This is a genomic window from Halorubellus litoreus, from assembly GCF_055378595.1.
In genome coordinates this window covers 113,055-129,296 of the sequence record NZ_AP043836.1, presented here as the reverse complement: position 1 = coordinate 129,296, position 16,242 = coordinate 113,055, and the positions used below count along the sequence as shown (strand labels likewise).

Genomic DNA, 16,242 nt, shown 5'->3' with positions numbered 1-16,242 from the left:
AGGAGGCGTCGCGAGCGGTCGTCAGTCCGCGTCGACGCGCGGGTCGAGGACGCCCATCCCGAGGTCCTGGCAGAAGTTCAGGAGGATGGCGACGGTGACGACGACGACGACGAGCGCCATCGTCGTCGAGACGTCGCGCGCCTTCACGGAGACGAGCCCGAGTTGGCCGAGTCCGGGGAGGTCGAACACGAACTCGAGGACGAACACGTGCACGATGAGCGTGGTGACGACGTCGTCGAGGAACCCCGTCAGGAGCGGGAGGCTGGCGGTTCGGAGGACGTGAGCCATGGTCCGCCAGTCGCTCGCGCCCTTCGCTCTCGCGAGCCGGACGAAGTCGGCGTTCGCGTACTCGAGGCACTTCGAGCGCGCGTACCGCACCTGTCCGCCGGCGAGCGTGATGGCGAGTATCGTCGCGACGATACCGAACTGGACGAGCGCGTCGACCGTCCAGACGTCGACGGCTGCGCCCTGCGCGTAGTACTTCCCCTGCGAGGTGCCGAGCGTGAACTCGACGAGCCCGAGCTGCGCGGAGAGCACGACGAGCGCGAGCTGCGCGACGACGAAGTTCGGGACGCCGAACGCGAGGTAGCCGACGGATTGGACCACGCGGTCGACGTGGCCGCCGCGTCGGAGGGCGGCGTACGCGCCCAGTCCGATACCGGCCGTGAACCCGACGACGAGCGCGGGAACGACGTACAGGAGCGTGTACGGTGCGTGGCGGACGAGGAGGTCGGTGACCGGTGGGCCGACGCTCCCGAACCGGCTCACCGAGCGCCCCCAGTCCAACGTCACGAGGTTCCCGAGGTACGCGACGTAGCGGTCGAGGAGGGGTTGGTTCCCGCCTTTCGCGGCGATGAGCGCCGGGATCTGGTCGGCGTTGACGTTGTAGTAGTTGAGGACGGCGGGCGCGGGGTCGGGGACGAGGACCACCGCGACGAACACGAGCGTCACGACCGCGTACAGCGAGGCTGCGGCGACGCCGGCTCGACGCAGGACGTACGTCCGGTTCACGGCGTCCCTCCGCGAGCACTCGATTGCGACCGGGCGGAGCGGTGATTTGGCCGCGGCCGGGCGGAGCGGTGATTCGGCTGCGGCCGGGCGGAGCGGCGACTCCGTCGGCCGGCGGTCGCGTGCTGCACGGTACCGACGTGCGACGCGTCCGGAAAAGGTCGTTCGGAGTGTCAAACGACTCTTTGAGGCATCGCTTCGAGTGGCCGTTGGCGTCGCGACGGCTCGCGGAGTTCCGACGCGTTTCGAGTCTCGATTCGACGCGCGAAGGCGTTCGCGGGTTTACGTGGGTGGCGGTCGCAGTGGCGAGTGCGGGGTGAAAGTCATGTCGACCACGCACAACGACGAACCCGGGACGACGACCATCGCGCTCTCGCCCGAGAGCCAGTGGGTCGTCCACGACGTCGTCCTCGACGAACTGCTCGGCGACGACGCCGACCGGCCGCTCTGGGCGGTCTCGGTCGCGAAACGCATCGAGGGCGAGGCACTCGCCGTGACAAGCGTCGAGGGACGGCGGCTTCGAGAGCGTCTCCGCGAGTACGTCGCGCACTGGAGGCGCTCGACGCGCGGGTGGAGTAGACGACGCCATCGGTCGCCGACCTGGGGGTGGGCGGCGGTGGCAGCGGGCGCGCCTGGATCGCTGCGCCCGGTGGGTCGGTCGCTCGTCCCGGTGGGACGGTGGACAGGCCTGGACTCGCTTCGGCGACTCGACGGCGACGCCGGTCGTGGGTACCGGCGTCGCCACCACGATTTTCGACGATCCGCTCGACGCCGAGTGACGTCGCCGCAGTTCACCGCCCGCGGTCGCGGAGGCGCCGCCAGTCCGACGCGAGCGTGGCGAGGAACGGTCTCGGGTCGTGCAGGGACAGCACGTCGAAGTTCGGTTGAGCGACCAGCGACCGTGCGACGGCGAGGGCTTCGCGCGCGAGCGACGGCCGTTCGACGTGCTCGAACGCTCGTTCGTGGACGCTCAGCAGGTAGTTGCACTCGCCGAGGAGTCGGTGACAGCCGATGTCGACGTCGTACGGAGGCTGATGGGGCTCTTGGGCGTCGACGCCGGGGCGGCCGCCGTCGGTCGCCGCCGACCCTCCGTCGCCGCGGGACCGCTCGCTGGCGAGGGTCGCGCTGTCTTCGCCGGCAGCGTCGGACGTCCGGTCGTCAGACGCTGTAGCAGTGACGTCCGCGCCCGTCGAGAGCGCCCAGTAGGCCGCGGGGAAGTCGACGCCCGCGGCGACCGCGAGCGGGAGCGACCCCCAGAACCGCGGGTTCACCTCGAGGAGGACGTACTCGCCGTTGCGCGCGTCCTTCCGGAACTCGACCATCGCGGGGCCGTGCCAGTCGAGCGCGTCGAGGACGCGACGGCCGGCGTCCGCGAGCGCGTCGTCCGCGATGGACTCGCGGTAGACGCTCGCGCCGCCGGCGTACGTGTAGCTGCGGACGCGCCGATGCTGGAACGTTGCGACGGGCGTCCCGTGGTCGTAGAGCGCGAAGAACCCGAACTCGCCCGCCGACGGCACGTACTCCTGCGCGATGGGTTCGTGCCCCATCGCGTCGACGAACGCCGCGACGTCCGGTTCGACGCCGGGCTCGTGCACGCTCGCGGTCCCGGTGCGCGCGCCGCCGCCGACGACCACGACGGTGTGGCGCGGTTTCACCACGTACCGGTCGGTCCACGCGTCGAACGCGCCGAGGGGCGCCGTCTCCGGCGTTCGAACGCCGGAGACGGCCGCTCGCTCGAACAACGCCAGCCGGTCCTGCGCGGTTCGCATCCCGTCCGCGTCCGGCCAGGGCGCGCCGACGTGCGTCGCGAACGCATCCCGATGCCTGGAGAGCACGTACGCGTCCACCTCCGAGAGCGGGACGACCGCCCGGACGTCCGTGCGTCTGGCGAGCGAGAGGAGTCCCTTCGCGTACGCTTCGACGTCCTCGCGGGGATCCGGGAGCACGTGCGTCTCGTCGCAGTACCGCGAGGCGAGCGCGGGCGCGTCGCCGCTGGTGGTGGTTCCGATGACGTACACGCCACGGTGCCCCAGCGACCGCATGCAGGCGAGACTGCTGCCGCCGGGGTCCGCCGGAACGATGACCGCCACACGCCCGCGTCGGCCCGTCGCCTGGGCGTAGGTCCGTCGCATACCCACCCGTTCGGGACTGCCGGTAGTTCGTTATGGACGTCCGACGGGTCGCGGCGTCGCTGGTAGCCACCGCGTACCCGTCCCCGATGCTATCGGCCGTACCGCCCGGCGGTCACGCCGCTTCGACCGCGGCGAGCGCGTCGTCGAGGTACTCGCGGGCGCGAGCGGCGAGCGTCTCGCTCCGTGCCGACGAACGCGCCTCGGCGGTGACGCGGACGAGCGGCTGCGTGCCGCTGGCGCGCACGAGGAACCAGCCGTCGTCGGTGTCGACGCGCACGCCGTCGCGGTCGTCGACCGCGTCGAAGTCCGCGTGGACCGCTTCGGCGACGTGCGCCATCACGGCCGCCTTGTCTGGGACCTCGACGCTCTCGCGCCGGGTCGGGTACGTCTCGATGGCGTCGGCGAGCTCGCTGAGCGGGCCGTCGGTCGCGACGAGCGCCGCGAGTCGAACCGCCGCCAGCGGGCCGTCCGGGCACTTCGTCGCGTCCGGCCAGATCCACGCGCCGCTCATCTCGCCGCCGAACACGACGTCGTCGGCCTCGGTCTGCTCGGCGACGAACCCGTCGCCGACCTTCGTGTGGACGAGGCTTGCACCGACCGCCGCGAGCGCGTCGTCGACCGCCAGGCTCGTGTTCAGCGGGGCGGCGACGCGGTCGCCGTCGCCCGCGACGTCGGTCGCGAAGATGGCGAGCAGGACGTCGCCGGGGAGGAACTCGCCGTCGCTCGTCACCGCCATCATGCGGTCGGCGTCGCCGTCGTGCGCGATGCCGAGGTCCGCGTCGGTCGACGCGACGAGCGCGGCGAGCGCGCCGCAGTGCTCGGCCGTCGGCTCGCTCGGGCGTCCCGGGAACGAGCCGTCCGGTTGCGCGTTCAGCGTCTGGACGTCGGCGCCGAGCCGGTCGAGGACGGTCGCGGTGACGCCACCCATCCCGTTCCCGACGTCCACGACGACCGACAGCCCGTCGAGGTCCGCGTCGACCGCGTCAGCGAGGGCGTCCGCGTGCCGGTCGATGGCGTCCTCGAGGTGGCGTTGGGAGCCGACGTTCGCCGCGTCGACGAGCGCGTAGTCGTTCTCCCGGACGCGCCGCGCGATGGCGTCCTGCTGGGTGCCGTCGAACGCACGCCCCGAGGCCGTCCAGAGCTTCAGGCCGTTGTCCGGCGCCGGATTGTGGCTCGCGGTGACGGACACGCCCGCGTCCGCGTCGACCCACTCGACGGCGCGCGCTATCGTCGGCGTGGACGCCATCCCGACGCGCACCACGTCGCTCCCGCTCTCGCGCAGTCCGGCGACGACCGCGTCCGCGAGCATCTCGCCGCTCTCCCGGGGGTCGCGGCCGACGACGACCGTCCCGTAGCCCTCCGCGGCCAGCGCACGCCCGACCGACAGCGCCAGCTCGCAGGTGACCTCGTCGCCGACGCGACCACGTATCCCACTCGTTCCGAACATGACAGTCGATACCCGCGTCCGCCAGGTAGTTATACCCTCTATTCCCGAGTGCGTCCTCGACCCGACCGCGGACCGCCGGCCGGTCGTCGACCGGGGCGTGGGCCCCGTTCCCGGCGGTAGCGTCGTCGTACCGGGGTCGCTGGTGGCTCCTCGACGCCCAGTAACCGGCCAATAACGACGCGTCTGGGGGCCGAGGACGAACCGATGACACGCTATCGCATACCGCGTTGCGGTCGTCTCGTTGCGCGCGACCCGTCGTGCGAGCAGCGCGGCCGCGAACGCACCGCCGCCTCGACGGCCGGCGTGCCAGGCGCCGACCGCGCCGGGCCGTGAGCATCTCGACCGAGGCGGTCGACCGCGCCCGCCGCGCGGACGTCCCGTTCGTCGCCGCCGCGGTCGCGTACTACTGGCTGGGGTCGCTCGTCCCGGTGCTCGCGCTCGGGTTCGTCGTCGTCCAACTGACGTACGGCCCCGTGCTCGCGGACGCGACGCTCGCGTATCTCGACGGCGCCCTGACCGCGACCGGTCGGTCCGTGCTCCGGCGAGCGCTCGTCGACTCCTCCGGGGCGACCGGGCTCGGCGTCGCCGGCGCTGTCGGCCTCGTCTGGGGGTGGACGCGGCTCTACGGCGCCCTCGAGGCAGCGTTCGAGCGCGTCTACGAGACCACGGGCAACGACGGGTTCGCGGCGCGCGCCGTCGCCGGCGCCATCGTCGTCCCCGCGATCTCCGTCGGGATGGTGCTCGCCGCGTCCGGACTCCTCACCGGGTCCGACGACGTCGCGTGGCAAATCCTGCACGTCGTCGCGGTCGCGCTCGCGCTCTTCCCCGTGTTCGTGACGCTCCCACCGACGCGCCCCAGGCTGCGTGCGGCGATGGTTGGCGCGGCCACGACCGCGGTCGCGTGGTCCACGCTCCGGATCGCGTTCGAGACGTACGCGACGTACGGCTCGTACTCGCCCGCGTACGGCGTCATCGGCGGGGTCATCCTCGTCGTCACGTTCCTCTACCTCGGCGCGCTCGCGCTCCTCGTCGCCGTCGCCCTCACCGCCACGCTCGACGACTGAGCGAACCCTCGTAGTCGGTCGACCGACAGCTACGGTTTCGGTCCGACAGGCAGAACCTGCAGCACCACCAGCGTTTATGCCCCTGGACGCGAAAGGGTGGGTTGCAATGACACGGAGTTCCCAGGCTCCTGGTCGAGAAATTCTCCGACGGTAAGCCGACCGTCGTAGCCGACGACCACGACCTGTCCCTGTGCGTCGGCGACGAAACGCACGACCTGAGCCGCGACGAAGCAGCACAGTTACGCGACGCGTTGTCGAACGCACTCACGCGCACCACCGAGTACGTCCACACGACGGGCACGCACCGCGAGGACGACGCGTACGTCGTCGCGCGCCGCGGCGCCGATTCCGCCGGCCACGAGAAGGTGTTCGAGTCCTTCGAGGCGTGCCGGGGGGTCTACGACGAACTCCCCGAGTCGTTCACGGCGAGCGACGTCGAGCGGTCCGGGCTCACCGGCGGCCGCCGGCACATGCTCGTGTGGCACTACGCGGAGCATCCGGCGTTCGACTGCGAGCTCGCCTCCCGCCAGCCATTGACCGTCGAGAAGACGGTCGAGGGCGAGGCGGTCGACGAGGAAGCGACCGACGACGAGCGAGCGGCCGACGCGACCGCGTCCGCGAACGAGTCGACGACCGGCGACCACCTGGGGGTGATGCCCGCGGACGACTGACCCCAGCCGGTCGATGCGGCGCCCGATTCGGTCCAGCCGGTCGATGCGGCGCCCGATTCGGTCGACGATACGGGAATCGCCGTTCGGCGACACCCGGCCCTGCCGGGACGCCAGTCCTTTTGCGAGCGGACGCCGTCGCCCCGGGTATGTCACGAGACCAGCGAACGCCGGGGGAGGGACCGCGGCCGTCGACGTTCAGCATCGTCGCTCGCGACCCCGAGCAGGACGCGGTCGGCGTCGCCGTGCAGTCGAAGTTCGTGAGCGTCGGGAGCGTCGTGCCGTTCGCGGACGCGAGCGCCGGCGCTATCGCGACGCAGTCGTTCGCGAACGTCGCGTACGGCCCGGACGGCCTCGACCTCCTCCTCGACGGCTACACCGCCGAGGAAGTCGTCGACGAACTCACCGACAGCGACGACGAGGCCGCCCAGCGCCAGGTCGGCGTCGTCGGCCAGGACGGGAGCGTCGCGGCGTTCACGGGCGACGAGTGCTTCGACGTCGCTGGCGACGTCCAGGGCGAGCACTACACCGTGCAGGGGAACATCCTCGAGAACGACGAGACGCTGCCCGCGATGGCCGACGCGTTCGAGACGACCGACGGCGGCCTCCCCGAGAAGCTGCTCGCGGCGCTGCACGCCGGGAACGACGCCGGCGGTGACTCCCGCGGCGAGCAGTCCGCTGCGATGTACGTCGCGAAACCCGAGGGCGGCTACGACGGGAAGAACGACCGGTGGATCGACGTGCGCGTCGACGACCACGAGCACCCCATCGACGAGCTCGAACGCGTGTTCAAGATATACGACGTGACGCTGCTCGCTCGCGAGGAACCCGAGGACGTCCGCGAGCTCGATGGCGACGTTGCGCGCGCCGTCGCGGCGACGCTCGCCGACCTCGGGTTCTACGACGGCGACCTCGAGTCGGTCGCCGACACCGGGTTCGGGGACGCGGAGCGAGACGCGCTCGAGGACTTCCGCGGGATGAACAACTTCGAGAACCACGAGCTCTCCGTCCTCGAGGACGCGCTCGCTCGCGGCTGGACGGACGCCGACGCCGACGGCGACGAGCGGCTGGTCGACGCCATCTGGCACGGCCTCCAACGGCTCGAACGCGAGTAAGCGATTCACCGGCTCGACCGAGAGGAGGTGACCGGTCGCTGCATGCCGGCGGAGGGACTTGCCGTGTGGAAGCAGGTTTTTCACTCGCACCCACTTACGACGGGGTATGTCAGGGGCAGACGGAGGGTTGTTCGAGGAGGACCTCGCGGGGCTGTTCGAGGACCATCGAGTGAACGCGGCGCTGGCGTGGGTGCTGGTGGCGGTGCTCGTCGTCGACGCGGTGACGGAGTTGCTGCTCGGCGGTGTGCCGTCGGCGGCGTTCGCCGCGGGCGTCGCCGCGCTCGCTGCCCTGCCGGCGGTCGCGTTCCGGAACCCGCGCATCATGCTGCCGTGGGAGGTACTGGCGCTCGCGGCGCTCCCGATGCTCGGCCGGTTGTTCGCGACGCTCCCCATCACGGAGGCGCTCGCGACGTACCTCGCGGTCGCCGCGGTCGCGCTCATCGTCGCCGTGGAACTGCACGTGTTCACGCCAGTGAAGATGACGCTCGGGTTCGCGGTGCTCTCGGTCGTCGTGTTCACGACCGCGGCCGCGGGCGTCTGGGCGGTGACTCGCTACGCCGGGTTCGTCTTCCTCGGCACGCCGTTCGTGCAGAGCAACGAGGCGCTCATGATCGAGTTCGTGTACTCGATACTCGCGGGCGTGCTCGCCGCGGGCGTCTTCGAGTTCTACGTGCGTCGACGCGCGCAACTGGACCGACTCCCGCCGGGCGTGACCGTCCGATGACGTCGCTGTCGTCGTTCGGCCTCCACGAGCGTCGCCAGAAGCAGCTCTCGCGGTTCATGCAGCTGTCGCTCGTCGGCCTGCTGTTCGTCGGTATCTACGAGCTCAACGTCGGTATCGTCGTGAACTGCGCGGTCGGCCTCGTCGTCACGGAACTCCCCGCGATCGTCGAGCGCGACTACGACGTCCCGATGGACGCCGGGCTGACGTTGTGGATCACGACCGCCGCGTTCCTGCACGCGCTCGGCACCGTCGGCCTCCCGGGGATGGAGGACTCGTTCTACCGGACGCTCCCCGTCTGGGACGACGTCACCCACGCGTTGTCGGCGAGCGTCGTCGCTGCGGCGGGGTACTCGACCGTGCGCGCGCTCGACGAGCACTCGGCGGACATCTATCTGCCGCGGCGCGTGACGTTCGCGTACGTCCTCGCGTTCACGATGGCGTTCGGCGTGATCTGGGAGGTGCTCGAGTTCGCCATCACGGTCGCGACGGGCGCGGTCGGCGTCGACACCGTGCTCACTCAGTACAGCGTCGAGGACACGCTCGGCGACCTCGTCTGGAACACGTTCGGTGGGTTGCTCGTCGCGATCTGGGGGCACCTCTACCTGACGAACGTCGTCGGGGCGCTCCGGTCGCGCATGACGGACAACTCTCACGAGGAGTGATAGCACGCCCCTAGGCTTACGTCGGGGGCGGTCGACCACCCGAACGCGATGGTATTCAAGAAGATAACCCTCATCGGCACGAGCCCCGAGAGCTTCGACGCTGCGGCGGACGACGCCATCGACCGCGCGCAGGACACCCTCCAGAACGTCCTCTGGATCGAGGTGGACGAACTCGGCGTCGAGGTGGCGAGCGTCGAGGACCGAGAGTACCAGGCGGAGGTCACGGTCGCGTTCGAGCTGGAAGGCTGACGCGACCGCGGTTACTCTCGTCGCTGGCACCCGAACGGCTACCTGTTGGTCCGCCGAACCGCGAGGTATGGAGCCAGTCGACGAGAGCGACCTGGAGTGGCGCGAGTACGAGCATGGCGAGTCGGCGTTCCGCCGGAAGCAACTCGCCGCGGCCGCTGGCGCGGGCGACGACCTCGGCTGTAGCCTCTACGAGCTGCCGCCGGGGAAGCGCTCGTGGCCGTACCACTATCACGCGGGGAACGCCGAAGCGCTCTACGTGCTCGCCGGGGAGGGATTCGTGCGGCTCGGCGACGACGAGCACCGCGTCGACGCTGGCACGTACGTGCCCTGTCCCGCGCGACCGGAGGGCGCGCATCGCGTCGTGAACGACGGCGACGAGCCACTGCGGTACCTCGCGATGTCCACGATGCGCGACCCGGACGTCACCGAGTACCCCGACAGCGAGAAGGTCGGTGTCTTCGCTGGGTCACCGCCGGGGAGCAGCGAGGAACGGACCGTTCACGGGTACTTCAGGACGAAAGACGCGGTCGACTACTGGGACGGCGAGGAATGAGTTCGAGTCCTACCGTGGTCGCTTGAAGACGAGCGACTGCGTGTTCCCGCTCGCTTCGCTGAGGTCCTCGACGAGCTCCCAGCCGTCGCGGCCGAGTTCGTTCAGTTCGTCCTCGGGGTTCTTCACGGACTTCCCGAGGAAGGACGTGGAAAGGTCGACGACCTTGTACTCCCACTGCTGTCGTGAGGGCATGGTCGACACTCGGAACCGACGCGAGAAGTGTCTTGTGTCCGTCAGGTCCGGAAGGATTCGCCACAGCCGCACTCGCTGACGACGTTCGGGTTCTCGACGTGGAACCCCTCGCCCTGGAGGCCGCCCTCGAACGCGAGGTGACTGCCTTCGACGTAATCCAGGCTCGCCGGGTCGACAAACACCCGCAGGCCGTGGTGGTCGAACACCGAGTCCTCGTCCGCGGGCTCGTGCTCGAAGCGCATCCCGTAGGACAGGCCCGCGCACCCGCCTTGCTTCACGAACAATCGCAGCCCCGCCTCCTCGACGTCCATGCCCTCGCTCTCCAGGAGCGAGAGCGCCTCGGACGCGGCGTCCTCGCTGACCGTCAGCGACCCGCCCGGCTCGGCGCCCGCGGTTTCCGTGCTCATGGTCGTAGTACGGTGGGGGAGCGAGTTAAACGTGGCGTCGGCGGTACTGCGGTGGTCGAGTTCGCGACGAGGGTTTACGTCTCGTGTAAACCCCGGGGTCGGATCGGTGTGGGGTTCTCGGCTGGCGGTACCGTCTGGGGTCGATGGGAGCGAACCCCTCGTGGGTTACTCGCTCCTCGTAGCCCTGGCTGGTCCGTGCAACTGGATTGCCTGCCCCGGCCTCGTACCGGTCACTCGCACGTGCAAGTGGCCCGCCCAGCCCCGCACCGCACCTCGTCCTCCCCAACCGATGCGTCACTCGCGACGCTCGTTCCGCATCCCTCGCGCGATATCGACGGGACGCGACTCACCTCGGCTCGCGGCCGCCGGCCGCTCGCCATCGAGGCGACTCCGTCGCCTCGTTTCGTTCGTCGCGTCCCGGCAGCGCGCGCCACGACGTTCGCTCCGATCAGTCGTCGCTGGGGTCAGTCGTCGGGCTCGACGCGCTTCCGGACGCTTTCGGCGTGCGCGTCGAGGCCTTCGGCTTCGGCGAGCGTCGTGATGGCGTCCGCGAGGTCGCTCAGTCCCTCTTCGTCGAGTCGCTGGACGGTCGTGGAGCGCACGAACTCGTCGACGCTCAGGCCGCCGTAGCGTTTCGCGCCACCGTTCGTCGGCAGCACGTGGTTCGTGCCGGAGGCGTAGTCGCCGGCGGCGACGGGCGTCTGCTCGCCGAGGAAGACGCTCCCCGCGTTGTCGATGCGCTCCAGGAGCGCCTCGTCGTCGTCGGCGTGGATGGCGAGGTGCTCGGCGGCGTACTCGTTCGCGAACAGGACCGCTTCGCTCATCGAGCGCGCGAGGAGGATGGCCGACGCGTCATTCGCGAGGGCGTCGCGGATGGTGTCCTCGCGCTCGCGGTCGTCCACCTGCGCGAACACCTCGTCGATGACGTCGTCCGCCAGGTTCTCGTCGTCCGTGACCGCGACGACGCTCGCGTTCGGGTCGTGCTCGGCCTGCGCGACCAGTTCCGCGGCGACGAACTCGGGGTTCGCGGTGTCGTCCGCGAGCACGAGCACCTCGCTCGGCCCCGCGAGGAAGTCGATGTCGACGTCCCCGCGAACCTCCGCCTTCGCGGCAGTCACCCACTTGCTCCCCGGGCCGACGACCTTCTGGACGTGCGGCACGGTCTCCGTGCCGTACGCGAGCGCTGCGATACCCTGCGCGCCGCCGATACTGTACACCTCGTCCGCCCCCGCCGCGTGCACGGCCGCGAGCGTCGCCGGGTTCATCTCCTCGGCGGGCGGCGTCGCCACGACCACCTGCTCGACGCCCGCGACCTTCGCCGGCACCACGCCCATGATCGCGCTCGACGGATACGCCGCGGTTCCGCCGGGCGCGTACACGCCGACGCGCTCCAGCGGCCGGAACCGACGGCCGAGTTCGCGACCCGGCGAGAACTCCTCGCGCCAGTCCGCGGGCACCTGGCGTTCGTGGAACGCGCGAACGTTCTCGACCGCCGTGTCGATGGCGTCCCGTACGTCGGGGTCGACGCGGTCCTCGTACGCGCGCTCGGCGGCGTCGCGCACGTCCAGGTTCCCGACGGAGACGTCGTCGAACTCCTCGGTGAACTCGCGGACCGCGACGTCGCCCTCCTCCCGTACTCGCTCGACGACCTCGCGGACGGACTCGCGAGCGCTCTCGACGCCGGCGTCGCGTTCGAACAGCGCACGGCGCCGGTCGCTCCCGAGGTCCGCGATCTCGTTGACGTCCATGCATCGGCGTTGACCGCGACCGGAGAAAAACCGTTTCCTTCGCCGGACGTCTCCCGGGACCGTCGCGCGTCCGTCGAGAGCCCTCAGGCCGACCAGGTGTCGACGACCGCGTCCACGCACCCGCCGTCCGCGAGGAAGTACGTCTCGTGGCCGTCGACGTAGCTCACGTCGTGGTCGACGTAGTTCGCGGGCGGCTCCTCCTCGATGCCTTCGGCGCCGAGCGCGGTGTCCCACTCGGCGTACTCGTAGCTGCCGGTGAGCGTCTCGTCGCTGGTGTTGTAGAAGTTGTCGAACCGGCCGACGCTCCGCTCGATCTCCTCGCCGTAGGTGTCCTCGAAGGGCTCCCAGTCGAGCGACGGCGCCTCGTCGTTCACGGCCGCGCCGAGCATCGTGACGGTGTCGATGGCGTCGTGCGCGCCCCAGTCGTCGAGTTGCTCGATGGCGTTCAGGATGACCTCGGCGCCGAGGCTGTGGCCGACGACGCGGAGCGCCGTCCCCGGGTTCTTCTGGGCGTAGTCGCGACAGTACGCCGCGAGCTTCGGGCCGTTCTGTTCGGCGATCTCGACGGTATCCCACCACTGGAGGTTCGAGAACTTCGAGTCCCACGTGTACCCGACGACGGGACCGTCGTAGCCGCCGGCCTGGAATCCGGCGGCCGCGGGCTCGATGATGTCCTCGCGCGCTTCGGCGGGCGTCTGGTTGTAGCCGTGGAGCATCACGACGAGTTCGTCCGGGGCGCTTCCCGAGAGTCCGGGGATGGTGCCGTCGACGTCGTAGTCGGTCTCGTCGTGACCGTCGGTGAGGTACTCCTCGCCCCACGCGATGTCGAAGTGGCCGCGCGTCGAGACGTAGCCCGGGACGCCGTCCGTACCGCTCTCAGCCGCGGTGGTGCCCGCGGTGGCGAGTCCCGCGACGCCGGTCGCGATCGTGCCGAGGTAGGTCCGTCGGTTCATATAATTCCGATTGAATTTGGACGAGTATATATCATACGAAGTCGAGTGAACTCACGAACCGTCGTATCGTTTCTCGCCGGGCGTCGGGACGCGCCAGGTGGCCGTCGCTCGGGGGAGAGGTTCGGTGGGGGCGACCGCAGAGAGGCCGCTCCCGGTTGGGAGCGGCGGTGCTGGGGTGCCGTCTGACGCAGGTGCGGGACCGTCTCGTCGCGTGGACGGCCGTGGTCACTCCGAGACGCCGTACGCACGACGCCGCTGGGGAGGCGACGCCAGGCATCGGCTCGAGGGGCCGAGCCGACCGTGTCGGCGTCCGCGCCGGTGCGAGTCGTTGGGGGGACTGTCTCGCTGCCGGCGCGGCCATGCCCGTGGTCCGAGCGACCGCGGACCGCACACTGCATTCGCACTTCGGTCGCCCGTAATAAAAACTTGTTGCTGTCGACCATGGCCAATGGTTACGTCACGCGGCGTCGTCGTCGCCGAGGACCACCGTCCGGAGTGACACCGCGAACAGGACGACGACGAGCGCGAACGCGACCAGGCCGAACGGCGCCGCGAGCACCTGCGCAGTCCGGTACCCGAGCGCGATCCGGCCGAACCCGAGCGTCACGAAGCTCGCGAGCACGCACCCGAACGCGACGAACGACAGCATCACGAACCGATTCCGGTCCATGGCCTGACTCCGGGCGCGCCCGTCAAGTCCGTTTCGTCCACCGGCCCGAGCGAGCGCCGCCGAACCGCTGCCCCGTGGTACGTGATACCGTCACTGTAGCCACCATCGGACTTATTCCGTCCACCGCGAAAGCCACGGGCGTGACAGCGGACGCGACCGCGGAAGCGGGCGAGGACCCGGCGGACGAGCGCGACTCCACGGCCAGTGCGACCGGCCGTGACGACGTCCCCGGCGACGACACCGCCCCCTGCGACGGCGACGATGTCGCGCCGAGCGACGCGGTCGTCGAAGCGCGCCTGGAGGACGCGCTCGAACGCGTCGCACACGGCGCAACCGTCTCCGTCCCCGGTATCCTCGCCGAACGCGGACTGTCGGTCGCGTTCACCGCCGCGCTCACGAACGGGTTCGGCGCTGCCGCGTACGGCGTGTTCGCGCTCGCACGACGCAGCCAGGCGTACCTCCTGCACCTCGCGTTCGGGTTCAACAGCGGGCTCAGTCGCTTCCTCCCGAACGCCGACGACGACGCCGAGCGCGACGCCATCGTCACGTTCGCAGCCCTCCTCCTGTTCGGCGTCTCGACCCTGTTCGGCGCGGCACTCTACGTCGCCACGCCCACCATCGTCGACCTCGTCGAGGTCGGCCGCGAAGGCCAGTTCGGCGCGCTCCTGCGCGTGTTCGCCATCGGCCTCCCCGCCGCCGCGTGGCTGTTCACGGTCAGTGGCATCCTCCGCGGCCTCGAAGCGGTCGTCCCGCTCACGCTCACGATGCGCGTCGGCGTCCCGGTCGCGCACCTCGCGGTCGCCGGCCTCGGCGTCCTCGTCTTCGACGACGTCGTCCTCGTCGCCGCCGGCGTCGTCACTGCGAGCGCGCTCGTCGGCACCGTCGCGATGGCGTGGTTCGCCCGCGACCGCGGCATCCGACCGCGCGTCCGCGGCCCCGACGTCCGCGCGCTCTGGACGCGGTACGTCCGGTACACGTTCCCGCTGTTCCTCGGCGGGTTCGCGACCGTCACGCAACGCCTCGGGTTCTACCCGCTCATCGCGTGGTTCCTCACGGGCCTCGCCGGCGGCGTGTTCGCCGTCGGCGTCCTCGTCGGGTCCCTCGTCAGACTCCCGCTGAACGCCATCAACCAGTTCATCCCGCCCGTCGCCGCGGAACTCAACGAGGAGGGCTACGACCGCGCACTCAGCCGTCTCTACCACGTCACGAGCCGGATGGTGCTCGTCGGCGTCACCGCCGCCGCCGTCCCCGTCGTCGTCTACCGCCGCGAACTCATGGCGCTGTTCGGCGAGGCGTTCGTCCCGCACGCCGACCTCCTCGCGGGGTTCGTCGTCGCGCAGTACGTCGCGTGCGCCGCCGGGAGCGTCGGCATCCTCCTCATGATGACGGACAACCAGCGCGCGCTCCTCGTCGTGAACTCCCTCATCACCGCCGGACTCGTCGTCGTCGCCATCCCCCTCACCGCGAACTACGGCCTCCCCGGGCTCGTCGGGACGTACGTCCTCATGCTCACGCTGAACAACGTCCTCGAGGTCGTCGTCCTCTACTACCTCGAGGGCCTCCAACCGTTGACGCGCCGGCACGGGTACACGCTCGTCGCCGCCGTCCCGCTCGGGGCCGTCGCCATCGCGGCCCGCGCCAGCCTCCCCGGCGCCCTCGGTATCGCCGTCGGCGCCCTCGGCGGCCTCGCCGGCTACGCAGCGACGCTCCGCTGGCTCGGGTTCACGCCCGTCGAACGTCGCCTCGTCGGCACGCTCACCGACCGCTACCGGCAAGCGCTCGCCGACCTCACCTGACCGACCATGCCCGGACCCACTCCAGCCCGCGACGCGACCGCGTTCGACCCGACGCACGCGCTCGTCGTCGCGACGGACGCGGACGCCACCGTCGAGGCTCGCGCGACCGCCGACGCCGTGGACGCGGTCCTCGACCACGCGGACACCGTCGCGGTCGCCGTCGACCGCCCCATGCTCGCCGACGAGCACCCCGCGGTCGCCGACGACCTCCGAACCGCGTTCGCGAGCACCGAGGCCACCAGTGACGCCACTGGCGGCGGTGCTCGACCGCTCCGCGCACCGGTCCACGAGGTCCGGGACGCGCTCGCGTCGCTCCTGGCGCTCTCGTGCGTGCATCGGTTCGTCGCCGTCGAACGACTCGACGCGTTCCGGGACGACCGGCGCGTCCTCGCGTACGTCCCCGACCACGGGCAGTTCCGCGTCGACGCGCACGCGACCACCGACCGCGACGCGCTCCGCGCGGCCGTCGATGACGCCCTCGCCGCGGCGCCGGCGGGACTGCTCCCCGCCCGACCGCTCGCCGACTGGACCGCCGCGGGCACGCGCCACGTCCTCGAACCGCCGTCGCTGTGCGTCGACGACGCGTGCTTCGACCTCGGCGCGCTCGAACGCGTCCACCTCGACGCCGACGACCGGGTCGTCGAACTCGCGTGGCGGGTCGACGACGGACTCGTCGCTCGCGCGCTCGACGCGCTCGGCCCGTCGCGCCCCGACCGGTTCCGGTTCGACTCCGCGAACCGGTACGCGGACGTCGCCGCCGCGTTCCGCACCGTCGCCGACGCCCTCGACGTCACCGCGACCGAGTGAGGCCGTCGGAGTGCTCGCGTCGGCGGTGGCGACGCCCGCAAGCGCAA

At 70.8% G+C, this 16,242-nt stretch carries 17 protein-coding genes and 1 pseudogene; 10 read left to right on the top strand and 8 right to left on the bottom strand.

Going from position 1 to position 16,242, the window contains the following annotated elements:
- Positions 1-21: 21 nt before the first annotated feature.
- The gene (locus ACZ48X_RS04990; RefSeq protein WP_336350200.1) at positions 22-1,011 is read right to left on the bottom strand and encodes an ABC transporter permease; all 990 of its coding nucleotides are present in this window, start codon (positions 1,009-1,011) and stop codon (positions 22-24) included.
- A gap of 322 nt (positions 1,012-1,333) precedes the next feature.
- Here ACZ48X_RS04990 and ACZ48X_RS04985 point away from each other — a divergent pair.
- Positions 1,334-1,543: pseudogene (locus ACZ48X_RS04985) on the top strand (DUF7853 family protein); the annotation flags it as partial.
- A 256-nt stretch (positions 1,544-1,799) separates the two neighbouring features.
- On the opposite strand, the gene ACZ48X_RS04980 reads toward ACZ48X_RS04985, so the two are convergent.
- Both ACZ48X_RS04980 and glmM read right to left on the bottom strand, forming a co-directional pair.
- Positions 1,800-3,140: a carboxylate--amine ligase gene (locus ACZ48X_RS04980; RefSeq protein WP_336350201.1), complete on the bottom strand. Its 1,341-nt coding sequence runs from the start codon at positions 3,138-3,140 to the stop codon at positions 1,800-1,802.
- Between the two features lie 112 nt (positions 3,141-3,252).
- The gene (gene glmM, locus ACZ48X_RS04975) at positions 3,253-4,587 is read right to left on the bottom strand and encodes a phosphoglucosamine mutase (protein WP_336350202.1); all 1,335 of its coding nucleotides are present in this window, start codon (positions 4,585-4,587) and stop codon (positions 3,253-3,255) included.
- A gap of 329 nt (positions 4,588-4,916) precedes the next feature.
- Here glmM and ACZ48X_RS04970 point away from each other — a divergent pair, with 329 nt between their 5' ends.
- The 7 genes from ACZ48X_RS04970 to ACZ48X_RS04940 all read left to right on the top strand — a co-directional run bounded on the left by ACZ48X_RS04970 (position 4,917) and on the right by ACZ48X_RS04940 (position 9,622).
- Positions 4,917-5,651 carry a YihY/virulence factor BrkB family protein gene (locus ACZ48X_RS04970; protein ID WP_336350203.1) on the top strand — a complete coding sequence of 245 codons (735 nt, stop codon included), beginning with the start codon at positions 4,917-4,919 and terminating at the stop codon, positions 5,649-5,651.
- Positions 5,652-5,779: 128 nt separating this feature from the next.
- The gene (locus tag ACZ48X_RS04965) at positions 5,780-6,322 is read left to right on the top strand and encodes a DUF7528 family protein (RefSeq protein WP_464379856.1); all 543 of its coding nucleotides are present in this window, start codon (positions 5,780-5,782) and stop codon (positions 6,320-6,322) included.
- A gap of 146 nt (positions 6,323-6,468) precedes the next feature.
- Positions 6,469-7,434 carry a DUF1028 domain-containing protein gene (locus tag ACZ48X_RS04960; protein WP_336350205.1) on the top strand — a complete coding sequence of 322 codons (966 nt, stop codon included), beginning with the start codon at positions 6,469-6,471 and terminating at the stop codon, positions 7,432-7,434.
- A gap of 106 nt (positions 7,435-7,540) precedes the next feature.
- Positions 7,541-8,158 carry a hypothetical protein gene (locus tag ACZ48X_RS04955; RefSeq protein WP_336350206.1) on the top strand — a complete coding sequence of 206 codons (618 nt, stop codon included), beginning with the start codon at positions 7,541-7,543 and terminating at the stop codon, positions 8,156-8,158.
- The gene (locus ACZ48X_RS04950) at positions 8,155-8,820 is read left to right on the top strand and encodes a DUF2238 domain-containing protein (protein ID WP_336350207.1); all 666 of its coding nucleotides are present in this window, start codon (positions 8,155-8,157) and stop codon (positions 8,818-8,820) included. The genes ACZ48X_RS04955 and ACZ48X_RS04950 overlap by 4 nt, the downstream gene beginning before the upstream one ends.
- A 48-nt stretch (positions 8,821-8,868) precedes the next feature.
- On the top strand, positions 8,869-9,069 hold the full coding sequence (locus ACZ48X_RS04945; RefSeq protein ID WP_227131205.1) for a dodecin: 201 nt from the start codon (positions 8,869-8,871) through the stop codon (positions 9,067-9,069).
- A 67-nt stretch (positions 9,070-9,136) separates the two neighbouring features.
- A complete protein-coding gene (locus tag ACZ48X_RS04940; protein ID WP_336350208.1) occupies positions 9,137-9,622 on the top strand; it encodes a cupin domain-containing protein in 486 nt (161 codons plus the stop codon).
- Between the two features lie 9 nt (positions 9,623-9,631).
- Here ACZ48X_RS04940 and ACZ48X_RS04935 read toward each other — a convergent pair whose 3' ends face one another.
- From ACZ48X_RS04935 to ACZ48X_RS04915, 5 genes are all read right to left on the bottom strand, one after another.
- Positions 9,632-9,814 (bottom strand): DUF4177 domain-containing protein, encoded by a 183-nt coding sequence (locus ACZ48X_RS04935; protein WP_336350209.1) that lies wholly within the window; start codon positions 9,812-9,814, stop codon positions 9,632-9,634.
- Between the two features lie 41 nt (positions 9,815-9,855).
- Positions 9,856-10,221 (bottom strand): HesB/IscA family protein, encoded by a 366-nt coding sequence (locus ACZ48X_RS04930; protein ID WP_336350210.1) that lies wholly within the window; start codon positions 10,219-10,221, stop codon positions 9,856-9,858.
- Between the two features lie 464 nt (positions 10,222-10,685).
- A complete protein-coding gene (gene hisD, locus ACZ48X_RS04925) occupies positions 10,686-11,969 on the bottom strand; it encodes a histidinol dehydrogenase (protein ID WP_336350211.1) in 1,284 nt (427 codons plus the stop codon).
- Between the two features lie 83 nt (positions 11,970-12,052).
- Positions 12,053-12,922, bottom strand: a complete 870-nt coding sequence (locus ACZ48X_RS04920; RefSeq protein WP_336350212.1) for a DUF726 domain-containing protein — start codon at positions 12,920-12,922, stop codon at positions 12,053-12,055.
- 457 nt (positions 12,923-13,379) lie between these two features.
- The gene (locus ACZ48X_RS04915; RefSeq protein WP_336350213.1) at positions 13,380-13,592 is read right to left on the bottom strand and encodes a hypothetical protein; all 213 of its coding nucleotides are present in this window, start codon (positions 13,590-13,592) and stop codon (positions 13,380-13,382) included.
- A 140-nt stretch (positions 13,593-13,732) separates the two neighbouring features.
- Here ACZ48X_RS04915 and ACZ48X_RS04910 point away from each other — a divergent pair, with 140 nt between their 5' ends.
- Together ACZ48X_RS04910 and ACZ48X_RS04905 are read left to right on the top strand one after the other, a co-directional pair.
- Positions 13,733-15,388: a lipopolysaccharide biosynthesis protein gene (locus tag ACZ48X_RS04910; protein ID WP_336350214.1), complete on the top strand. Its 1,656-nt coding sequence runs from the start codon at positions 13,733-13,735 to the stop codon at positions 15,386-15,388.
- A 6-nt stretch (positions 15,389-15,394) separates the two neighbouring features.
- Positions 15,395-16,195 (top strand): hypothetical protein, encoded by an 801-nt coding sequence (locus ACZ48X_RS04905; RefSeq protein WP_336350215.1) that lies wholly within the window; start codon positions 15,395-15,397, stop codon positions 16,193-16,195.
- Positions 16,196-16,242: the final 47 nt, after the last annotated feature.